The sequence below is a fragment of the Jeotgalibacillus sp. 10bf12 genome (assembly GCF_055597105.1).
In genome coordinates this window covers 840001-860470 of record NZ_CP200276.1, presented here as the reverse complement: position 1 = coordinate 860470, position 20470 = coordinate 840001, and the positions used below count along the sequence as shown (strand labels likewise).

The window sequence follows — 20470 nt, the reverse complement described above, 5'->3', positions numbered from 1 at the left end:
TCGGTGTTATACATCTCTTCTGCCTTCAAGTGCTTTTGACAGCGTGACTTCATCCGCATACTCGAGATCTCCGCCAACCGGGAGACCGTGTGCGATACGGGTCACTTTAATGCCTGAAGGGCGTAGCAGTCTTGAGATGTACATCGCTGTTGCTTCACCTTCAATATTCGGATTGGTTGCTAAAATGACTTCCTGGACTTCATCATCCTGAAGACGTTTTAGAAGATCCGGTACATTGATGTCTTCCGGACCGATACCGTCCATTGGTGAAATTGCACCGTGAAGGACATGGTAAAGTCCTGTATACTCTCTCATTTTTTCCATTGCAATAACGTCTTTAGGGTCCTGAACGACACAGATAATCGAGCGGTCACGCTTTTGATCTTCACAGATATAGCATGGATCCTGGTCTGTAATATGTCCGCAAACAGAGCAAAATCCGAGATTCCGCTTGGCGTTGACCAGCGCTTTTGCGAAATCGAGCACTGTGTCTTCTTTCATTCCTAATACAAAAAACGCCAGCCGGGCCGCTGTTTTCGGCCCAATGCCTGGCAGTTTCATGAAGCTGTCAATCAGCTTGGATATCGGTTCCGGGTAGTGCACGTATTAAAACATCCCCGGGAGGTTCATGCCTTTTGTGAACTGTCCCATTGTAGAATTGGTCAATTCTTCAGCTGCTTTCATTGCCTCATTTGTTGCGGCTAAAACAAGGTCCTGCAGCATTTCGATGTCTTCAGGATCTACGACTTCTTCTTTAATCTCAACATCTACAACTTCTTTGTGACCTGAAACAGTGACTGTCACCATTCCTCCACCAGCTGTACCAGTCAGACGCTTTTCTCCAAGCTCTTCCTGTGCCTTTGCCATTTGTTTCTGCATTTTCTGCATCTGCTTCATCATACCTTGCATATTTCCTCCACCACGCATGTGTATTACCTCCGAATAATTTAGTCTTGAATATCGAGTAAGTCTGAGCCGACAAGTTTCCTTGCTTCTTCAACCAATGGATCTTCCTTCGCTTCTCCATCATTCTCGTCATCTTCCTGATTTTGAATAAAGTCTTCGCGAATCTCAAGCCACTGATCTTCCGGAACACCGATCACTGAATAAAAAGTGCCTGTAAGCTCCTGAAGAATATAAGGCATTGTGTCAGTCAGCTTATTGTTTTCCATTGCCATTTTGCAATGAATCTCATATTTGAATTTTAACACAAAAGTGTCTTGAGATGCTGCAACCGGCTCCGCTTCATTCAAAAGAGCTGTGAGCGATCTCAGCTGCTGGCGGTTCATACTCTCAAGCATGTCGCCCCAGCGGTTTTTGATCTGTGAAATGTCGTCCTTCGTCGCATTTCTCAGCACTTCTTTAATCCGGCCTGCCGGTGCTTTAAACGTACTTTGACGCGTCTGTTTTTTCGCAGCAGGCGCTGCGGCTTGAGCCGGTTCTTCCTGTACACCGCTCGTTCTCAGTTTTTTCAGTTCACCTTCGAGCTGATTTACACGGTTGATAAGCTGCTGCAGATCCGGAATATCCGCTGCCTCCGCAGTTTTTGGCCGTTCTGATTGAGAAAGTTTCACCGCTGCTACTTCCAAATGGGTTCGCGCGTGATTCGAGAGTCTCATTTCCTGCTGCGTTTTGTTCAGCACTTCAATATACTGATAAAGCAGTTCAGACGCCACTGACTCTGCAATTTCTTTAAACGCTTCATCTGACAGGACGCGCTCAAGGGAATCTTCAAGCTCAGGTGCTGTTTTATAGAGCAGCAGGTCGCGGCTATATAAAATCAGATCTTCAATCAGCCTTAAAGGATCCTTTCCTTCTTCAAGCAGACGGTGAATCGCATCAAGTGCTGAAGCTGTATCCCGGTCAATGATGGCTCTAACCAGATTGGTCAGCTGTTCCTGCCCAATAGAACCCGTGACCGTTAAGGCGTCATCAACAGTTACCTGCTCACCACTGAATGAAATAGCCTGGTCGAGTAAGCTGAGGGCGTCACGCATCCCACCTTCAGCGGTACGTGCGATAATATGAAGCGCTCTTTCTTCAACCGTTACACCGGATGATTCCGCAATATGCTGCATTCTCCCAGTGATGTCATGGGCAGTGATTCGTTTGAAATCAAAACGCTGACAGCGGGAAATGATCGTCAGTGGAATTTTGTGCGGTTCAGTTGTTGCGAGGATAAAAATGACATGCTTTGGCGGTTCTTCAAGCGTTTTCAGTAACGCATTAAAAGCCCCGGGCGTCAGCATATGCACTTCATCGACGATATATACCTTATAACGGCCTTCATTTGGCGCGTATTTTACTTTGTCACGGATATCACGGATTTCATCGACACCGTTATTTGAAGCGGCATCGAGTTCTATGACATCTGAGATCGAGCCATCTGTAATTCCCTTACAGATCGCACACTCATTACACGGTTCTTTTACTGGTGCGTGCTCACAGTTCACCGCTTTGGCTAAAATTTTCGCCGCACTTGTTTTTCCGGTACCACGGGGCCCGGAAAATAAATAAGCATGGGAGATTTTTTCCTGTAAGAGGGCGTTCTGCAGCGTCTTTGTCACGTGCTGCTGCCCTACAACGTCAGCAAATTCCTGCGGGCGCCACACGCGGTATAACGCTTGATATGCCATTCGTGCACCCTCCTCATTTGTAATGAATTCCTCCCTTCAGTATAACGCAAATTCATGCCGCTGACACTTTAAAAGGAGAGGAATTCACCCAGCATTCAAACTATGACTTTTTACCTTTTACTTCTTTATTTAATGTTTTTACAAGTCCAACACACATCAGGATCACAATGACTGACAGCGGCAGTGCACTGATGACAATGGCAGTCTGGAATGCCTGCAGCCCACCGACTAACAGCAGGATCGCCGTAATCGAAACAAACAGTACGCCCCATGTAATTTTGATTCTCGTAGATGGGTTCAGGTTCCCGTTTGTTGACTGCATGCCCAATACGAAAGTCGCGGAATCAGCTGTTGTGACAAAGAAGATGGTGACAATGACAATTGTGAAAAATGACATAAATGCTGTAAATGGAAGTTCCTGCAACACGTAAAACAGTGCGGTCTCAAGTGACTGCGCAGATACATCAAGTCCTTCATACAGCTCATAGTAAATCCCCGTTCCGCCGACAAAAGCAAACCAGATGAACATCACAAAACTTGGCACTAAAATTACACCGACAATAAATTCACGGATCGTTCTCCCTTTAGAAATACGGGCAATGAACATACCGACAAAAGGTGTCCATGAAATCCACCATGCCCAATAGAAAATCGTCCATCCTTCCGTCCAGCTTGAAGCCTGTTCATTAACAGGGTTCACCTGAAGAGACATCGGGATAAAAATAGATAAGTATTCAGCAAGACCTGACACAAACATATTTAACATAAACAGTGTCGGCCCGGTGATAAAAATAAACATGAGAAAAATAAATGAAATGGATATATTAATTGTACTTAAGTATTTGATACCTTTATGGATCCCGGTAGATGCTGAAATGACGAAGATCACTGTAATAATCAGCATAATGATCAGCTGAACCGTAAAGTTATAAGGCGCATCAAATAAGAAAACGAGCCCTGAGTTCACCTGCTGGGCACCAAGCCCGAGGGATGCCGCCACCCCAAAAAGCGTGGCAAAAACAGCGATAATATCAACTGTGTGACCAATTGGCCCTTTTACCCTGTCACCTAATACAGAATATAGCGTGGAACTCATTAACCCTGGAGTATGATAGCGGAATTGCTGGAGTGCAAGCGCAAGTGCAACAAGTGCGTAGATCGCCCATGCGTGAAACCCCCAGTGCAGCCATGTGTAGGCAACACCGCTCACAGCATCAGCGGGTGTTCCACCTTCCCCATAAGGTGGTGATGAAAAGTGACCGATCGGCTCAGACACACCATAAAAGAATAGTCCAATTCCGATCCCTGCTGAAAATAGCATTGAAAACCAGACCGGCCTGCTGAACTCAGGCTTTCCATCCTGAGGCCCAAGCTTAATTTTACCGAAGCGGCCAAATGCAAGATACACCGCAAAAATAAACATACCTGTTACAAGCAGCTGGTAATACCACCCGAACGTTTCAAACATAAATGATTGTGCGGTCGCGAGTCCCGTATTGAGCTGATCGGTAAATAATACACCGACAAGCACAAACGTGAGTGCGAGTCCGACAGAAATCGTCAATACTGGCGACTTTTTCGAATTCATACGTCTTCCCCTTTTCAGTTGTAATGTATTTAAGGTTAACACACCTTTAAAAATGATTCAGAAAACGCCCATATATTGGGATTTATGATAAGTTTCCGAGGGGTTTATATGGTGTTTTGGCAGGGGTTCGTAGAATGATGCGTGATGTTCGGAGAATAGTGTAATTTAACCTACTTCAGACTGTGCGGGGTGGTTCGCTTTTCTACCATGCTGGTTCGGCGTTCAACATAAAGGGTTCGCGCCCTAAGCTCGCATGTTCGCGCTTGAAACCACTACGTTCGACGTTCAACGGTCAATGTTCGACACTTCGGGTACTTATCCTCATTCCCTGATCGCTTCCCCAACATCCAATAACAAAAAAGCCACTCCGGAATATCCGAAGTGACTTTGATTATATAAAATTAAAATGCCGTGCACCTTCTGTCGACTGACAGCCCCATGCGTTACTCCTGCAGTTAGCTCGGTTCAGGCAGCCCCGCGGCACATGAGAGGTTCCACTTAATGCTGCTTCCTTCCGGACCTGACATGGTTCATGAATTCCCATTGCGCAGGACCCAAACGTCAACACCACTTACAGAAGGCAGACCATGAAGCATGGCAGCCTCGAGAAGGGATTCAGTTTCGCTAGAGCGGATTGCGAATACAGGGCACCGCTAATTCCCCACCTAGCACGGCAAAAATGAGACCAATATTCATTTGCGCCTTTTGACGACGCAAGATTTAGTATACTATCTGGAAACAAAAAAATCAATCAGGATCTTTTAACATCTGCTTCTTCAATTTCTTTTCCTCGCGCAGTCCTCTGAAAAAGTCTGTCAGCATCTGTCCGCACGCTTCTCCAAGTACATCCGGCACGACTTCACAGCGGTGATTAAACCGGTCATCCTCGAGTAAATTCATCAGGCTCCCCGCACACCCAGCCTTCGGATCACGCGCACCATATACAACTCGATCCACCCGTGAAAGTAAAATCGCCCCACTGCACATTGGACAGGGTTCCAGCGTGACATAAAGCGTCGTATTCTCAAGCCGCCAGCTGCCAACAGCGTCACATGCTTTTTCAATTGCGAGCAGCTCAGCGTGCGTAACAGCGTTCTGAGTTGTTTCCCGCAGGTTATAAGCGGACGCGATCAGCTCGTCATCCTTTACAATCACAGCTCCGATTGGCACTTCGCGGATCGCTTCAGCTTTTTTCGCTTCTTCAATCGCACGCTGCATCCAGTATTCATCGCGTTCAGTCATCACATTCGCCCTTTGCTCATTTTTTTCTGATCTTATCATATAGTTGAAAATAGCGTCTATCTTCTCTCAAAGCGAAAGGAGTTCTTTATGCAAATTCACGTCGTTCAACCGGGTGAGAACCTGTTTACAATCAGCGCCCTTTATTCTATCACGCCACAGCAGATCGCTGATGCCAATCAGCTGCCGAATCCCGATCAGCTCGTGCCGGGTCAGGCGGTCGTTATTCCGATTACCGGCAGCTTTTATTTTGTACAGGCTGGAGACTCTCTTTATTCCATTGCCCAAAAAGCCGGCATCACCTATCAGGAACTCGCATCGATTAATGGACTGTCACCCGAGCAGCCGCTTGCAATCGGCTGGCGTCTCTACTTACCACCCAAACCAAAGACGGCTGCAGAATTTAATGCATACGCAGAACCATTTGGAGAGACAGTTTCTGAAAACATCCTGCTCCGGACAAGGGAGGCCGCTCCTTATTTAACCTATCTTGCCCCGTTCAGTTTTCAGGCACAGCGCGACGGCTCACTCAGCACGCTCCCGGTCGAACCGTTTGTGCAGATTGCCGAGTCGAACCGGAACACCCTGATGATGGTCATCACAAACCTTGAAGAAGGCGAATTTAACGATGAGCTCGGCCGGATTCTTTTAAATGATATGATGGTGCAGGATAATCTGCTGAACAATATAGAAGCAACGGCTAAGCAATTTGGGTTCCGTGATATTCACTTTGATTTTGAGTACCTGCGGCCTGAAGATGAGGAAGCGTACACCGCATTTTTAGCGAAAGCAAAGGAACGCTACTCACAGCAAGGCTGGCTTGTATCAGCTGCACTCGCACCAAAAACGCGGGCGGATCAGCCCGGCAGATGGTATGAGGCGCATAACTATAAAGCAATTGGTGAGATTGTGGATTTTGTCGTGATCATGACATACGAATGGGGCTACAGCGGAGGACCCGCGCAGGCAGTCTCTCCGATCGGTCCGGTGAGAGATGTGCTTGAATATGCGCTGACTGAAATGCCTGCAAGTAAAATCATGATGGGGCAGAATCTTTACGGCTATGACTGGACGCTGCCATTTGTCCAGGGCACCCAGGCCCGTGCAATCAGTCCACAGCAGGCCATTGAAATCGCTGCAACCCAGGGCGTGCCAATTCAATATGACACGACATCTCAGGCACCTTTTATTGAGTATACCGCTGATGGGAAGGACCATATCATCTGGTTTGAAGATGCCCGGTCAATCCAGGCGAAATTTGATTTGTTAAAAGAGCTGAATTTACGAGGAATGAGTTACTGGAAACTCGGCCTTTCTTTTCCGCAGAACTGGCTGCTTCTCAGTGACCAGTTCACCCCTGTAAAGCTCAGATAAGTTTTTCATAAGGACAAGGTGCGTGCTATTGCGTTCCTTGTCTTTTTTCGTCTAAATCTGCCTACTTTTCACCCGGTGTATATGGTACAATTACGGGTGCGAACTGAACCGGCTTGACTGGAGAATAAGGAGGAAAACGAGAATGACAACCATTCCGTTTGTGACTGTGGAAGGGCCGATTGGCGTCGGAAAGACGTCTCTTGCTAAAGCCATTTCCGAACACTTTGATTTTCATTTATTAAAAGAGATTGTCGATGAGAATCCTTTTTTAGATAAATTCTACTCAAACATTGATGAGTGGAGCTTCCAGACAGAGATGTTCTTTCTCTGCAACCGCTATAAACAGCTGAGCGATATTCAGCGTCACTATCTGTCAGCACATAAGCCTGTCGCTGCAGATTACCACATTTTCAAAAATATCATTTTCGCCAAACGAACGCTGCGCCCTGAGGAGTACGAAAAGTACCTTGAAGTGTACCGCATCTTAACGGCTGATATGCCAAAGCCGAATGTCGTCATCTACCTTCACGCAAGCCTCGAGACATTACTCAAGCGCGTAAAGCTGCGCGGTCGCGAATTTGAACGAGATATGAGCCCACTTTACCTAGAGCAGCTCTCAGCAGATTATGAAGAATTCATTCATCACTTCGAAAAAACGCATCCGGAAATTCCGGTACTGCGGATCAACGGTGACGACATTGATTTCGTCAACTATGAGCAAGACCTCGGACTAGTCCTTCAAAAGGTCGAAGAATCATTACTTAAAAGGAGTACTACACTATGAACGCACGTGAACGATTCGGCATCCCGAACGATGCTGTCATTACAATCGCAGGAACAGTCGGCGTAGGAAAATCAACGATGACCCAAAAGCTCGCTGAACATCTTCAATTCAGAACATCTTTTGAAAAAGTTGAAGCCAACCCTTACCTCGATAAATTCTATAAAGACTTTGAAAAGTGGAGCTTCCACCTGCAGGTTTATTTCCTCGCAGAACGCTTCAAGGAGCAAAAGCGCATGTTCGAATACGGCGGCGGCTTTATTCAGGACCGCTCGATCTATGAAGACACAGGCATTTTTGCAAAAATGCATTATGAAAAAGGCACAATGTCACCGGTTGATTATGAAACATATACAAGCCTGTTTGAAGCAATGGTTATGACGCCATACTTCCCTCACCCGAGTCTGCTTGTGTATCTTGAAGGATCGATTGATGATATCGTGACACGCATTCAGGCAAGAGGCCGTCCGATGGAGCAGGAAACACCGCTTGCTTACTGGGAAGAAATGCACGGGCGCTATGAGAACTGGATTGATTCGTTCAACGCATGTCCTGTGCTGCGCCTAAATATTAATGATTATGATCTTGTGAAGGATCCGGATTCGATTGATCCGATTCTTGAGAAGATCGGGTCGTTTATTCAGCAGACTTCTTTGTTAAAGAAATAATTTTTAAAACCGCTGGTCCTTTCTGTGGAGAGCTTCGCTTTCCGCGGCCGCGCGGTGAGCCTCCTCGGACGCTTCGCACCTGCGGGGTCTCACCTGTCGCTTCTATGCCGCAGGAGTCTTCGCCCTCCACTGCAAGGACCAGCTGAGTGAATCTTTGATAATCTACTTTTATCATTTCACTTTATATAAGCCAAGCTTTGAATCTGCACAGCTGATGATTGGAGCAGAAGGGGGCGACTCCGGGACGAGTAGCGGGAAGCTGAGACCCCACAGGCGAAGCCGGGGAGGCTCAGCAACCGCCGTCCGGAAAGCATCCCCCTGGAGCGGAAATCATCAGCCAATGTAAAAAATAAAAATCAGCGTTTACAAAACGCCTCAATCCTCCTTTTATATAAAGTAAAAGGGGGATTTTTTGATGGAGAAAATTTTGATTGATGCATTGTCGACGCAGGGTGTGTTTGCGGTTTTGTTTGCGGGGCTGTTGTTTTATGTGCTGCGGATGAACAAGGAACGTGAGGATAAGTTTTTTGAGACAAACCGGAAGCTCGAGGAGACACTGCAGCTGATTGAGATGTTGCTGAAAAAGGATTGACGGTAAGAAATAACCCGGCGGTGTGCCGATACACCGCCGGGTTTTCCATGTATGAATTTTCGTCTCAAATAAGCTATAATTGAGACAGGGAAAAGGGAGTATCTATTCTTGTGGTCTGGTCACTGCTTTGAATCGGATGGCTTCCTTTTCTCTTTATCATGTCCAAAATACAGACATTTAATTTTCTCAAGCGCTCTGTTTTTCGTCTGGTTCACAGCCTGTCTTGAAATTTTCATGTATTGGGCTAGTTCTGTAGCGGATAAATCACTTACATACATACACTCAATCACAAATGACTCCTGAGCGGTTAGCACCTCCATCATTTCGAGCAGTTCAATCTCCGAATTCATTGCCGCTTCATCCGCTACATTTTTCACCTCAAAGGCTTGTTCAATCTCGATTTTCTTACTGTTCTTTTTTGATAAACGGATAAATTCATATTTTAATGATTTTGCGAGATAGCTGAAGACCACTTTATTGTTTTTCTCTTTCAGCTGTTCGAGCGGCATTTTACGGGCAGCTTTCAGTAAATGCAGCTTCAGATCCTGTTTGGTATCTTCACCATCAAGCAGACGGCCGTATTTATGAATGACCGGTTCAAACGTCGACAGCAGCTCTAATGTCTCTCTTTCGCCACCACTCCGCATGTTCACAGCGATATCATATAAACTTTTTTGCATATCATCACTCCTTTTTCACATTATACCAAACATACGTTCTTATTTTTAGTATTAGGAGTCGGGAAAATTCGCGATTTTTTGCGAAAAAGAAAAACAGCCCCCTTTTTAAGAGCGCTGTTCATTATCATTGTTCGATTGTTTTAATACTTTTACGACCTCTTCCTGAACACTCTTCACATGAAGATCACGCTGAGGAAATGGAATTTCAATATCATTTTCCTGAAAAAGTTGATTAATTCTGAAGTTCAGGCTGCTTTTTGTCGTAATGACCTGGTTAGAGTTTGAGATCCATACAAATAACTCCATATCAAGGGATGACTCTCCAAAGGCATTAAAATTAACATAGGGCTCAGGCTGTTCAAGAACGACTGAATGAGTTTCATGTTCTTCATGTGCAGCCCTCAGTAACAATTCCTTTACCTTATTCACATCAGATCCGTAGGCAACACCAACAGGGACTACCAGACGCATGCGTGGATCTCCATAAGAACGATTCACCACCTGCTCTTCAAGGAAGTAAGAATTCGGTACAATGACATGTTCATTATGTATGGTCTTAATCACTGTCGCCCTCATACTGATTTTCTCAACATCCCCAATCAGATCATCAATAATGACACGATCACCTACTTTAATAGGACGCTCAAATAACAAAATTATGCCGGAGATAAAATTAGAAGCAATATTCTGGAGGCCAAAGCCGATACCAACACCTAAAACGCCCGCAAACACAGTCAATGCACTAAGATCAATGCCAACGGTTGTCAAACTGACAACCAGCGCAATCACCATTACTGTATAGTGAAATACACGATCAAAAGTAAACTGCACTCCGCGGTCAAGCTGATAACGCTTATATACGTTTGGAAGTATATAACGGGTAGTAATTTTTGAAATGCGGTTGGCAAGCGATACAATTAAGATTGCAAGGATCACAAGAAACGCTGTAAAACTGACACCGCCTACTTCAAAGACTGGTTCGAACATCCAATAAGAAGACGAGAAATAAAATAACATAAATAATAAAACGCCATAGGTTGTTGCCCAGTTCAATAAAATCGTAATAACCCCATGCAAATGTCTCATAATACTATTTTTACTGAGTTTTCTTGTCAGGTATAATACAATACTCCGCACTGCAAAAATGCAAAGGACATAAAATATAAATAAAAACAGCTGGGTCCAATGAATGTTACTAAAGAAGTTCAGCCACTGTCCGGTTAATTCTTCTGCCTGTATCACATTCATTAACATGACCTCGCACCCCCATTACATTTACCCTACATTTCCCCTGATTAATTGTGATGAAACAAAGTGATTCAACAGAGATTAAATCAGAAAATTGGTCTGAATCAAACAAAAAAGCCACTGCCTAAGCAGTGACTTTCTCCAATTTATGCGCGTTGATGTTTAATTTAAAATTATGGAGGAGGTAGAGGGATTCGAACCCCCGCGGGCTGTTACACCCCTGTCGGTTTTCAAGACCGATCCCTTCAGCCGGACTTGGGTATACCTCCCTGTCGACAAGAAATATAATATCATGGATAAATAGTTCCCGTCAATCTTTTTCAAAAAGATTTATGAAAAACTTTTAGATGTTTTTGTGCGTCGATACTGCCACTGCTTCCACTGGAAACGGATAAAGCATCCGACACAAAAGCCCATGATCGCAACTGATGCCGCAGTCACAACCATTATTGTAAAGGTATACGCTGCAATTGTCCACCCAAAACTATAAGAAATATAGCCGCCGGCAAGGAAAAAGACAGCCAGTATCTGATTAAAACGCTGATCTGAACGATCTTCAGGGATATAGCTATTCATAGGCTTCTTCAAGAACTGCTTAGCCAGGCGCATCACCGGATTGAAATTAAATAATACGCCTCCAAGACCTGCAAGTAGCGGAATGAGTAATAAGTGGTGAATGCCTGTGATCCAGAATGCTGCAACAGACAGAACAATGGTCCATTGATTTGCCCGCACGAGCGGACGCGGGATAGATGGAGATGCTGCCATTTATATCAAACCTTTCTGATCGGAATATAAGTTTATAAGTTATCATACGCCCGATGGTATTAAAACGTCAAGTGAGGAGTTTGTTCCAGATGCAGTATTCTTCTGGGTGGATCGCGACAACTGGAGCGCGCATTGAGACAACCTGCACTGACACACATACATCTTCAGTCGCGTCGCATGCATTTAAGTAACAGGCTCTTAGTTTCTTAAATGCATGAAGAGGGTGGTGCGAATTGTAGTAATTACGACATCCGGAAGCGGGAATGCGGCAACTCCACTGGCGATTAAGACAACTCTCCGGATGGATCACAACATCCTGACGCCGGAATGCGGCAACTCCAGCAACAATTGATACATCCCCCTCCGCCCCCGACAGCAGAACACAAAAAGAGCCGCCCCACCCCGGGACAGCTCTTTCAAACTTATTTAGAAATAACCTTCTTACCACCCATATAAGGCTGTAGTACATCAGGCACCACTACGCTGCCGTCTTCCTGCTGATAGTTCTCTAAGATCGCAGCAACGGTACGGCCGATTGCAAGACCACTGCCGTTTAACGTGTGTACGTGTTCAGGCTTTGCATTTGGCTCGCGGCGGAAACGGATGTTTGCACGGCGCGCCTGGAAGTCTTCAAAGTTACTGCAAGAAGAAATCTCGCGGTATGTGCCGTAGCTTGGGATCCATACTTCAATATCGTATTTCTTTGCAGCTGTGAAGCCAAGGTCTGCTGTACACATGCTCATCACGCGATATGGAAGCTCAAGCAGCTGAAGTACTTTTTCAGCGTGACCAGTCAGCTTTTCAAGCGTTTCATAAGATTCTTCAGGTTTAGCAAATCGCACAAGCTCGACTTTGTTGAACTGGTGCTGACGAATCAGTCCGCGTGTATCACGGCCGGCAGAACCCGCTTCAGAGCGGAAGTTTGCGCTGTATGCCACATATGCTTTTGGCAGCTCATCTATTTTTAAAATCTCGTCACGGTGATAGTTTGTAACAGGCACCTCAGACGTCGGTACAAGGAAGAAGTCTTCCTTTTCGATACGGAAAGCATCCTCTTCAAACTTTGGCAGCTGACCTGTACCTGTCATACTTGCACGGTTCACAAGGTATGGCGGCAGCATTTCAGTATAGCCATGCTGATCCTGATGAAGATCCATCATGAAGTTGATCAATGCGCGCTCAAGGCGTGCACCTGCACCTTTATAAAAGACGAAGCGGCTGCCTGTTACCTTTGCAGCACGTTCGAAATCAAGCATTTCAAGGTCAGTTGCCACGTCCCAGTGAGGCTTTGCTTCAAAATCGAAGTCACGGATCTTACCCCAGTTGCGGATTTCAACGTTATCATCCTCAGTATCACCAATCGGCACGCTGTCATGCGGTACGTTTGGAATAGAAAGCAGCAGCGTTTCAAGCTTCTCTTCCACTTCACGCAGGCGCTCATCAATCAGCTTAATCTCATCACCAAGACCACGCATCTCAGCAATTACATCATCTGCATTCTTCTTTTCACGCTTCATCTGCGCGATTTCCTGAGACACTTCATTCCGGCGGCTCTTCTTCTCTTCCGTTTTCGTAATCAGCTCACGGCGTTCCTGATCAAGTGCCTGGAACTGGTCAAAATCCTTCAGGTCCTCCCCGCGCTTCGCCATCTTTTCTTTTATTTCTTCAAAATTGTTACGCAATCTTTTTAAATCTAACATGGTAATTCCTCCTTTTAGGTAATTTAAAAGCTCTGGGTAGAGGCGGGTCTGTCCCTGCTCTACAAAACAAAAAACTCCCGCCCACTTATTATTAGAAATAATAAGGGACGAGAGTTAAAGCCCGCGATACCACCCTGGTTGAAAGCACACGTGTACTTTCCGCTTAAGGCATAACGGTGCCTGCCCGTGGAATCTTACTTTGATTTCGGATTCCCGCTCCAGAATGGATTCACAAACGTCTTATGCCTGCTTGCACCAACCGCAGGCTCTCTAAAATAAGCGCATTTCGCTACTGCTTTCTGTCACAGCTTTTCGTTTGTTTTGATAAAAATTAGGTTACTACATGACCCGGAAAAGATCAACTGTTTTTTAAATGACGACTGCTGGTGACTCAACCATTTTAATGAAATACTCAGTTAAACGGTGGTCATCTGTCAGCTCCGGATGGAATGAACAGCCAAGGAATTGTCCGTGGCGTGCCAGCACGATCCGGTCATTGTGTGTCGCGAGTACTTCTGTATCAGGACCGGCTGATACGATGTGCGGCGCACGGATGAAGACTGCAGTATAAGGATCTCCTTCAACGCCTGTAATCGAAAGGTCCGCTTCAAAGCTTTCTTTTTGACGGCCGAATGAATTTCGCTCAACGACTACATCCATCACACCAAGGTGCGGCTCATCATACCCGACAATCTCTCCTGCAAGCAGGATCAGCCCGGCACATGTGCCAAATACCGGCTTACCTGAAGCAGCAAAGTTTCTCAGCGGCTCCATCAAACCATATACATCAATCAGGCGGCGCATCGTTGTGCTTTCTCCGCCTGGTAAAATTAATCCGTCAACTTCAGAGAGCTGTTCTGCTTTCTTCACGACAACCGCTTTGGCACCGCCTGCTTCGATTGAACGGACATGTTCGCGAACCGCTCCCTGTAAACCTAAAACACCAATTGTTGTCATGATGATCAGCCCTTTCTTACCAACCGCGCTCCTGCATACGGTCTTCTAATGAAATTGAAGAGATTTCCATCCCTTTCATCGCTGTACCAAGTTCTTTTGATACTTTTGCGATTAACTCATAATCCTGATAGTGCGTTGTTGCTTCAACGATCGCACGTGCAAACTTTTCAGGATTATCTGATTTGAAGATACCTGATCCAACGAAGACTCCGTCAGCGCCAAGTTCCATCATCAGTGCAGCATCCGCTGGTGTTGCTACGCCGCCTGCAGCGAAGTTTACAACAGGAAGACGTCCAAGTTCTTTAATCTCTAAAAGAAGGTCAAATGACGCACCAAGCAATTTCGCTTCAGTCATCAGCTCATCTTTAGACATATTCACAACTTTACGGATCTGACCGTTCACTTTACGCATGTGGCGTACTGCTTCAACGATGTTACCTGTTCCAGGCTCACCTTTTGTACGAAGCATTGACGTTCCTTCACCAATACGGCGTGCAGCTTCACCAAGATCGCGGCATCCGCATACGAATGGTACTGTGAAATCACTCTTCATTAAGTGATACTCTTCATCCGCTGGTGTTAGTACTTCACTTTCATCTATATAATCTACGCCCATTGATTCAAGTACACGAGCTTCTGTAATATGCCCGATTCTTGCTTTTGCCATGACCGGAATACTTACCGCGCTCATAACCTCTTCTACAATGCGAAGGTCTGCCATACGGGCAACTCCGCCATCTCTGCGAATATCAGATGGCACACGTTCAAGTGCCATAACTGCTACCGCACCTGCTGCCTCTGCTAACTTAGCCTGCTCTGCATTAACAACGTCCATAATCACGCCGCCTTTTTGCATTTCAGCCATTCCTCTTTTTACACGATCCGTACCTGTATTCATGGTAAAAGCCTCCTTCATCCTAGTAGAACAGTTCCGCAATGACCCGGGTCAGACCCTGTACTTCGCTGAAACTGGTGAATTTTGAATTAGTCTTGTAATTAGAATATTGTCCAGCTCTTAACGCTCATACAGCGCCCTACGCTTTTCGTTATCCCAATCTTTATCTTCACTAAAAAAGCACTCCATGTCAAGACATGAAGTGCTTTTAACACTTGAAATGGTGCTAAAAACCTTGAATATTACTTGGTTTTAGCGCATTAAAGTATGACCCAAAACATTTTCTTAGAACCAGCCTTTTACGGTTGTAGCGATTGTATCCCAAAGCCCGCCGAAGAAACCGCCCACAGCGCGCATGCTAAGGACAAACCAGTTCGCCTTTTCAACTGATTCATTTGTCACGACTTCCGCTTCAAGAGATGATGCCATACTGTCATCAAGGAAACCATATTCCCCGCCTGCAGCAGCCATGCTGATTGATCCAATCTGCGCACCTTCTTCAATCGGCGCCGTCAGTTCGCCATCTTCATTTAAAAGAGACTCATCAAGCAATAGCTCAGGAGTGAATTCAGCAGGGTCCTGACCATTTTCAAGGATGACCTGAACAGGCTCAGTCGATTCAATTCCTACTGAATCTTCCGTACCTTTATCAACGGCCATTGTTTCCTGGCCTTCTACTGTATAGTTAGCAGGCAGAATTTCCTGCATAGAGAAGTTACCGAATCCATAGTCAAACATTTCTGCTGTGGCACCAAAACGCGCAGCGTATGAACCAACACCATTTTCATCTGTCGCATTCATCACAACTGAGATCAGGCGCATGCCATCACGTTCAGCTGTTCCTGTAAATGTAAATCCTGCAAAATCAGTCGTGCCCGTTTTAAGGCCATCTACGCCTTCATACTCACCAATTAATGTAGGTAACATGAAATTCCAGTTATCCATATTTGTCGCATCATCCGTACCTTCACGGAATACTTTTTTAGGAATACTTGAGGTCTCAAGTACTTCCGGGAAATCATTTAATAAATGGTAGGCAAGCTTCGCAGTCCCTCTTGCTGACATCACGTTTTCTTCATCAACGCCAGTACTTTCAGGGTGATAGCCCATCATATCTGCATTGTTCAATCCACTTGAATTGACGAAATTATAGTTTTCAAGCCCGAGTTCAGCTGCTTTGTCATTCATCATTGTTACAAACTCATCTTCAGAGCCGGCTACCGTTTCTGCAAGGGCAATTGTCGCTGCATTTGCAGAGTAGATAACCATTGCTTCATAAAGCTCCTGAATGGAATATTGCTCGCCATTACGTAATGGCACGTTACTCAGTGATGTATCCTGAGAAATTTTATATGTTTTATCTGTTACAGTATATTGATCCTCCCATGAAACTTCGCCATTTGCGATCGCTTCAAGAAGCAGATATTCAGTCATCATCTTCGTCATACTTGCAATTCCAAGCTGAGTATCAGCATTTTCAGCAAATAACACCTTACCAGTTTCCGCTTCTAGCAGTATCGCTGCATCCACTTCCCAGCTTTGAATCGCATTCGCCTTTGCCTCGTGCGTAAAAGCACTACTTCCAAAAAATAATCCAAACGCAAGCGCACCCGTTGTTACCTTGCGTAATACTTTTGTTTTAAACATGTTAAACCTCCGATATGTTCTATGTGTCCAATTGCCGGCGCTCTTTTTCATGTCAAAAGCCTTAAAAATGGCTAAGGCAATTGCGCTCTTCTATGTACACCCTTGTAATTCTATCATAATTTTTTGTCAAAAAGTATAGACAGAATAGCACTGTTCCGTGACAAAAAAACAGGACTCCTGTAAGAATGGAGTCCTGTCTGAATGTGTAAAATGATTCATTTGATTACATAGAGTAGTTTGGTGACTCTTTTGTAATCTGTACATCATGCGGATGGCTTTCACGTAAGCCAGCGCCTGTCATACGGATAAACTGTGCTTCTTCACGAAGTTCATGAAGATTTTTCGATCCACAGTACCCCATACCGCTGCGGATTCCGCCAACCAGCTGATACACTGTGTCAGCAAGCGGTCCTTTATAAGCTGTACGGCCTTCGATGCCTTCAGGTACAAGCTTCTTCGCATCTTCCTGGAAGTAACGGTCTTTTGAGCCTTTCTCCATTGCGGCCATTGAACCCATTCCGCGGTAAACCTTGAAGCGGCGTCCCTGGAAGATTTCTGTTTCACCAGGACTCTCAGTCGTACCCGCAAGCAGACTTCCAAGCATTACTGCATGTCCACCGGCAGCCAGTGCCTTCACGATATCTCCTGAATACTTGATTCCACCATCGGCAATAATAGACTTACCGTGTTTACGCGCTTCAGTCGCACAATCATAAACAGCTGTAATTTGAGGAACACCCACACCTGCAACAACACGTGTCGTACAGATTGAACCTGGGCCGATTCCAACTTTCACAACATCAGCACCAGCTTCGATTAATGCTTTTGTTCCTTCAGCAGTTGCCACATTTCCTGCGATAATCACGACATCAGGGAATGAATTACGAATTAGCGAGATCGTATCAAGTACACCCTGAGAATGACCGTGTGCCGTATCAATCACAAGTGCATCAGCACCAGCTTGAACGAGCTGTTGTACGCGCTTTTCAGCATCTGCCGTTACACCAACAGAAGCTGCTACTAAAAGTCGTCCCTGTGAATCCTTCGCAGAATTCGGGAATTCAATTACTTTTTCAATATCTTTAATTGTGATAAGCCCTTTTAAGATACCGTTCGCATCAACTAAAGGAAGCTTTTCGATTTTATATTGCTGAAGAATCTTTTCAGCTTCATCTAAAGTTGTCCCAACAGAAGCAGTCACAAGATTTTCTTTTGTCATCACTTCATCAATTTTCATTGAGTAATCCTGAATGAAACGAAGATCACGGTTTGTAATAATTCCAACCAGCTTCTGCTCATCCATATCATTGACAATTGGTACACCTGAAATACGATATTTGCCCATTAAGTGCTCTGCGTCAAATACCTGGTGATCAGGAGTCAGGAAAAACGGGTTTGTAATCACACCACTCTCAGAACGTTTAACACGCTCAACATGCTCAGCCTGTGCTTCAATGCTCATGTTCTTATGAATTACACCAAGGCCGCCTGAACGTGCCATTGCAATTGCCATCGCAGCTTCTGTCACCGTATCCATACCTGCACTCATGATTGGAACATTCAACTTAATCGTATCCGTAAGCTCCACTGACAGATCAACATCACGCGGTAATACCTCAGATTTAGCCGGGACCAGCAGCACATCATCAAACGTCAAACCTTCTTTAGCAAATTTCGTTTCCCACATTGTCAATTTCCTCCCCGTCTCAAAAATATTATTGTAAGGTTATCAGCCGGTCCCGCGTGTGTCAATAATGAAGGAATAAGTTCGATTATTAAGAATAGTTGGGAGATTTTTAGTATGACGTCTGACTTTGACTGGAATCACTACCTTCCTTTATATACGAAACAATACGTCATTCAGCATTTATACAGTGCCTATTCAAAAGAAGGAATTCATGATTCGGACCAGCTCGCTGTTGAAAAATCAGCATCTTTTTGTGCTCATATAGAACATGCTGAATTATTTTACCGGCAAGCAGTTAACTCAACAGTCCACATTCAACCCGTTCTGCAATTTTACGGGTTGATCCATCTTTTAAAAGCCGCCATTACGATGAAAGACCCCTTTCATCCTGAAAAGTCAAACCAGCTTGCACATGGTGTCTCTTCCCGGAAAATCAAAAAGAGACACTACAGCTTTTTAGAAGACACAGTCAAAATTCAAAAACACGGACTATACACCACATTTTCAGAAAAACTGCTGCACTGCACACCACTCAACACTACCTGTACTATGCAGCAATTATTCAATTCACTGTATGCTGACTATCCGAAGAGCCATACACTGCAGTCACACTACCTGATCCTCTACAATCTCAGTATGCTGGCCCGCTACGAAACAGAATGGTGGCACACATGCATGACCTATAAGGAAACATTAGATTATCCTGTCATCAAAAGTTTCCTTACTGATTCATCACGTCAGGTACCGGAGGAGATGAAGAAATTTCTACTGGGGTGATTATGACGATGTGGAAATGAAGGAATCATACTCAAAACTGAGGGAATGAATAAAGTTCCTGATGAAAATAAGAGAGTAAAAGATGGAATTCCGGATGAATTCCACGTTGCTGATGGGATTGGTTTTAGGATTGAGAGAATCAAATCGGATATTGAAGGAATTGATCGCAGAATTGAGGGAATCACTTTCAGATTGAAGGAATTAGCGTGTCCCATATTATAAGGGGGTCTTGTTTTTATCGCTGGATGCCCTTGGGATCCTGTTATTTTGCCTTTAATGCCTTTCAGACTCCAGCCCTTTGCCCTTGGATTCCCTTAGGTTTCTATTCCTTTAAAAGAGATTTTTACCGCACAAAAAAAGCCTTCCCACTCAGGGGAAGACTCAGGTTGCCTAGCGACGTCCTACTCTCACAGGGGGAAACCCCCAACTACCATCGGCGCTGAAGAGCTTAACTTCCGTGTTCGGCATGGGAACGGGTGTGACCTCTTCGCTTTCATCACTAGACTGATAAAGGCTCGCGCCTTCAAAACTGGATACGTTCATCAAAGTAAGGGATTTTCCGAGAATCAACCTATTTGGTTAAGTCCTCGATCGATTAGTATTCGTCAGCTGCACATGTCACCATGCTTCCACCTCGAACCTATCTACCTGATCATCTTTCAGGGATCTTACCACTTGCGTGTGGGAAATCTCATCTTGAGGGGGGCTTCATGCTTAGATGCTTTCAGCACTTATCCCGTCCGCACATAGCTACCCAGCGATGCCATTGGCATGACAACTGGTACACCAGCGGTGCGTCCATCCCGGTCCTCTCGTACTAAGGACAGCTCCTCTCAAATTTCCTGCGCCCACGACGGATAGGGACCGAACTGTCTCACGACGTTCTGAACCCAGCTCGCGTACCGCTTTAATGGGCGAACAGCCCAACCCTTGGGACCGACTACAGCCCCAGGATGCGATGAGCCGACATCGAGGTGCCAAACCTCCCCGTCGATGTGGACTCTTGGGGGAGATAAGCCTGTTATCCCCGGGGTAGCTTTTATCCGTTGAGCGATGGCCCTTCCATGCGGAACCACCGGATCACTAAGCCCGTCTTTCGACCCTGCTCGACTTGTAGGTCTCGCAGTCAAGCTCCCTTATGCCTTTACACTCTTCGAATGATTTCCAACCATTCTGAGGGAACCTTTGGGCGCCTCCGTTACTCTTTAGGAGGCGACCGCCCCAGTCAAACTG

General features: G+C 45.3%; 19 protein-coding genes, 1 tRNA gene, 2 rRNA genes, 1 other RNA gene and 1 other annotated feature (1 of these 24 cut by a window edge). Of the genes, 6 read left to right on the top strand and 17 right to left on the bottom strand.

Annotated features, from left to right (window positions below; translation table 11 throughout):
• Positions 1-6: 6 nt before the first annotated feature.
• The 6 genes from recR to tadA all read right to left on the bottom strand — a co-directional run bounded on the left by recR (position 7) and on the right by tadA (position 5466).
• Positions 7-603: a recombination mediator RecR gene (gene recR, locus DH10bf12_RS04070; protein ID WP_041120745.1), complete on the bottom strand. Its 597-nt coding sequence runs from the start codon at positions 601-603 to the stop codon at positions 7-9.
• 3 nt (positions 604-606) lie between these two features.
• The gene (locus DH10bf12_RS04065) at positions 607-927 is read right to left on the bottom strand and encodes a YbaB/EbfC family nucleoid-associated protein (RefSeq protein WP_134383355.1); all 321 of its coding nucleotides are present in this window, start codon (positions 925-927) and stop codon (positions 607-609) included.
• Positions 928-947: 20 nt separating this feature from the next.
• Complete coding sequence (gene dnaX, locus DH10bf12_RS04060) at positions 948-2636, bottom strand: DNA polymerase III subunit gamma/tau (protein WP_471737318.1); 1689 nt, start codon at positions 2634-2636, stop codon at positions 948-950.
• Positions 2637-2736: 100 nt separating this feature from the next.
• The gene (locus tag DH10bf12_RS04055; protein ID WP_471737317.1) at positions 2737-4224 is read right to left on the bottom strand and encodes a BCCT family transporter; all 1488 of its coding nucleotides are present in this window, start codon (positions 4222-4224) and stop codon (positions 2737-2739) included.
• 409 nt (positions 4225-4633) lie between these two features.
• Positions 4634-4898: signal recognition particle sRNA large type (ffs, locus tag DH10bf12_RS04050), an RNA gene on the bottom strand.
• Positions 4899-4971: 73 nt separating this feature from the next.
• Positions 4972-5466, bottom strand: coding sequence for a tRNA adenosine(34) deaminase TadA (tadA, locus tag DH10bf12_RS04045; RefSeq protein WP_471737316.1), 495 nt, complete (start codon positions 5464-5466; stop codon positions 4972-4974).
• Between the two features lie 87 nt (positions 5467-5553).
• Between tadA and DH10bf12_RS04040 the strand changes: the two genes are divergently transcribed.
• The 4 genes from DH10bf12_RS04040 (at position 5554) to DH10bf12_RS04025 (ending at position 8878) form a co-directional block, all read left to right on the top strand.
• Complete coding sequence (locus tag DH10bf12_RS04040) at positions 5554-6837, top strand: glycosyl hydrolase family 18 protein (RefSeq protein WP_471737315.1); 1284 nt, start codon at positions 5554-5556, stop codon at positions 6835-6837.
• 142 nt (positions 6838-6979) lie between these two features.
• Entirely contained in the window at positions 6980-7621 is a 642-nt protein-coding gene (locus DH10bf12_RS04035) for a deoxynucleoside kinase (RefSeq protein WP_471737314.1), read from the top strand.
• Entirely contained in the window at positions 7618-8286 is a 669-nt protein-coding gene (locus DH10bf12_RS04030) for a deoxynucleoside kinase (RefSeq protein WP_039806107.1), read from the top strand. The genes DH10bf12_RS04035 and DH10bf12_RS04030 overlap by 4 nt, the downstream gene beginning before the upstream one ends.
• Positions 8287-8701: 415 nt before the next feature.
• Positions 8702-8878, top strand: a complete 177-nt coding sequence (locus DH10bf12_RS04025; protein WP_471737313.1) for a BhlA/UviB family holin-like peptide — start codon at positions 8702-8704, stop codon at positions 8876-8878.
• Positions 8879-8997: 119 nt separating this feature from the next.
• Here DH10bf12_RS04025 and DH10bf12_RS04020 read toward each other — a convergent pair whose 3' ends face one another.
• From DH10bf12_RS04020 to guaB, 9 genes are all read right to left on the bottom strand, one after another.
• Positions 8998-9558, bottom strand: a complete 561-nt coding sequence (locus tag DH10bf12_RS04020; protein ID WP_471737311.1) for an RNA polymerase sigma factor — start codon at positions 9556-9558, stop codon at positions 8998-9000.
• Between the two features lie 105 nt (positions 9559-9663).
• Positions 9664-10812, bottom strand: coding sequence for a mechanosensitive ion channel family protein (locus tag DH10bf12_RS04015; protein ID WP_471737310.1), 1149 nt, complete (start codon positions 10810-10812; stop codon positions 9664-9666).
• Between the two features lie 170 nt (positions 10813-10982).
• Positions 10983-11075, bottom strand: a tRNA-Ser gene (locus DH10bf12_RS04010).
• A gap of 61 nt (positions 11076-11136) precedes the next feature.
• Complete coding sequence (locus DH10bf12_RS04005) at positions 11137-11574, bottom strand: DUF4395 domain-containing protein (protein WP_471737309.1); 438 nt, start codon at positions 11572-11574, stop codon at positions 11137-11139.
• Positions 11575-11996: 422 nt separating this feature from the next.
• Positions 11997-13274 carry a serine--tRNA ligase gene (serS, locus tag DH10bf12_RS04000; protein WP_471737308.1) on the bottom strand — a complete coding sequence of 426 codons (1278 nt, stop codon included), beginning with the start codon at positions 13272-13274 and terminating at the stop codon, positions 11997-11999.
• Positions 13275-13374: 100 nt separating this feature from the next.
• Positions 13375-13589 (bottom strand) — a binding site (T-box leader).
• Between the two features lie 54 nt (positions 13590-13643).
• The gene (gene pdxT, locus DH10bf12_RS03995) at positions 13644-14231 is read right to left on the bottom strand and encodes a pyridoxal 5'-phosphate synthase glutaminase subunit PdxT (protein ID WP_471737307.1); all 588 of its coding nucleotides are present in this window, start codon (positions 14229-14231) and stop codon (positions 13644-13646) included.
• A 16-nt stretch (positions 14232-14247) separates the two neighbouring features.
• The gene (gene pdxS, locus DH10bf12_RS03990) at positions 14248-15129 is read right to left on the bottom strand and encodes a pyridoxal 5'-phosphate synthase lyase subunit PdxS (protein ID WP_404406563.1); all 882 of its coding nucleotides are present in this window, start codon (positions 15127-15129) and stop codon (positions 14248-14250) included.
• A gap of 282 nt (positions 15130-15411) precedes the next feature.
• On the bottom strand, positions 15412-16773 hold the full coding sequence (locus DH10bf12_RS03985) for a D-alanyl-D-alanine carboxypeptidase family protein (protein ID WP_471737306.1): 1362 nt from the start codon (positions 16771-16773) through the stop codon (positions 15412-15414).
• Between the two features lie 223 nt (positions 16774-16996).
• Entirely contained in the window at positions 16997-18460 is a 1464-nt protein-coding gene (gene guaB, locus DH10bf12_RS03980) for an IMP dehydrogenase (protein WP_471737305.1), read from the bottom strand.
• Positions 18461-18574: 114 nt separating this feature from the next.
• Between guaB and DH10bf12_RS03975 the strand changes: the two genes are divergently transcribed.
• Together DH10bf12_RS03975 and DH10bf12_RS03970 are read left to right on the top strand one after the other, a co-directional pair.
• Positions 18575-19237 carry a YaaC family protein gene (locus DH10bf12_RS03975; protein ID WP_471737304.1) on the top strand — a complete coding sequence of 221 codons (663 nt, stop codon included), beginning with the start codon at positions 18575-18577 and terminating at the stop codon, positions 19235-19237.
• Between the two features lie 45 nt (positions 19238-19282).
• The gene (locus tag DH10bf12_RS03970) at positions 19283-19459 is read left to right on the top strand and encodes a hypothetical protein (RefSeq protein ID WP_471737303.1); all 177 of its coding nucleotides are present in this window, start codon (positions 19283-19285) and stop codon (positions 19457-19459) included.
• 166 nt (positions 19460-19625) lie between these two features.
• On the opposite strand, the gene rrf is transcribed toward DH10bf12_RS03970, so the two are convergent.
• Both rrf and DH10bf12_RS03960 read right to left on the bottom strand, forming a co-directional pair.
• A 5S ribosomal RNA gene (rrf, locus tag DH10bf12_RS03965) occupies positions 19626-19741 on the bottom strand.
• Between the two features lie 71 nt (positions 19742-19812).
• A 23S ribosomal RNA gene (locus DH10bf12_RS03960) occupies positions 19813-20470 on the bottom strand; it runs 2266 nt beyond the window's last position.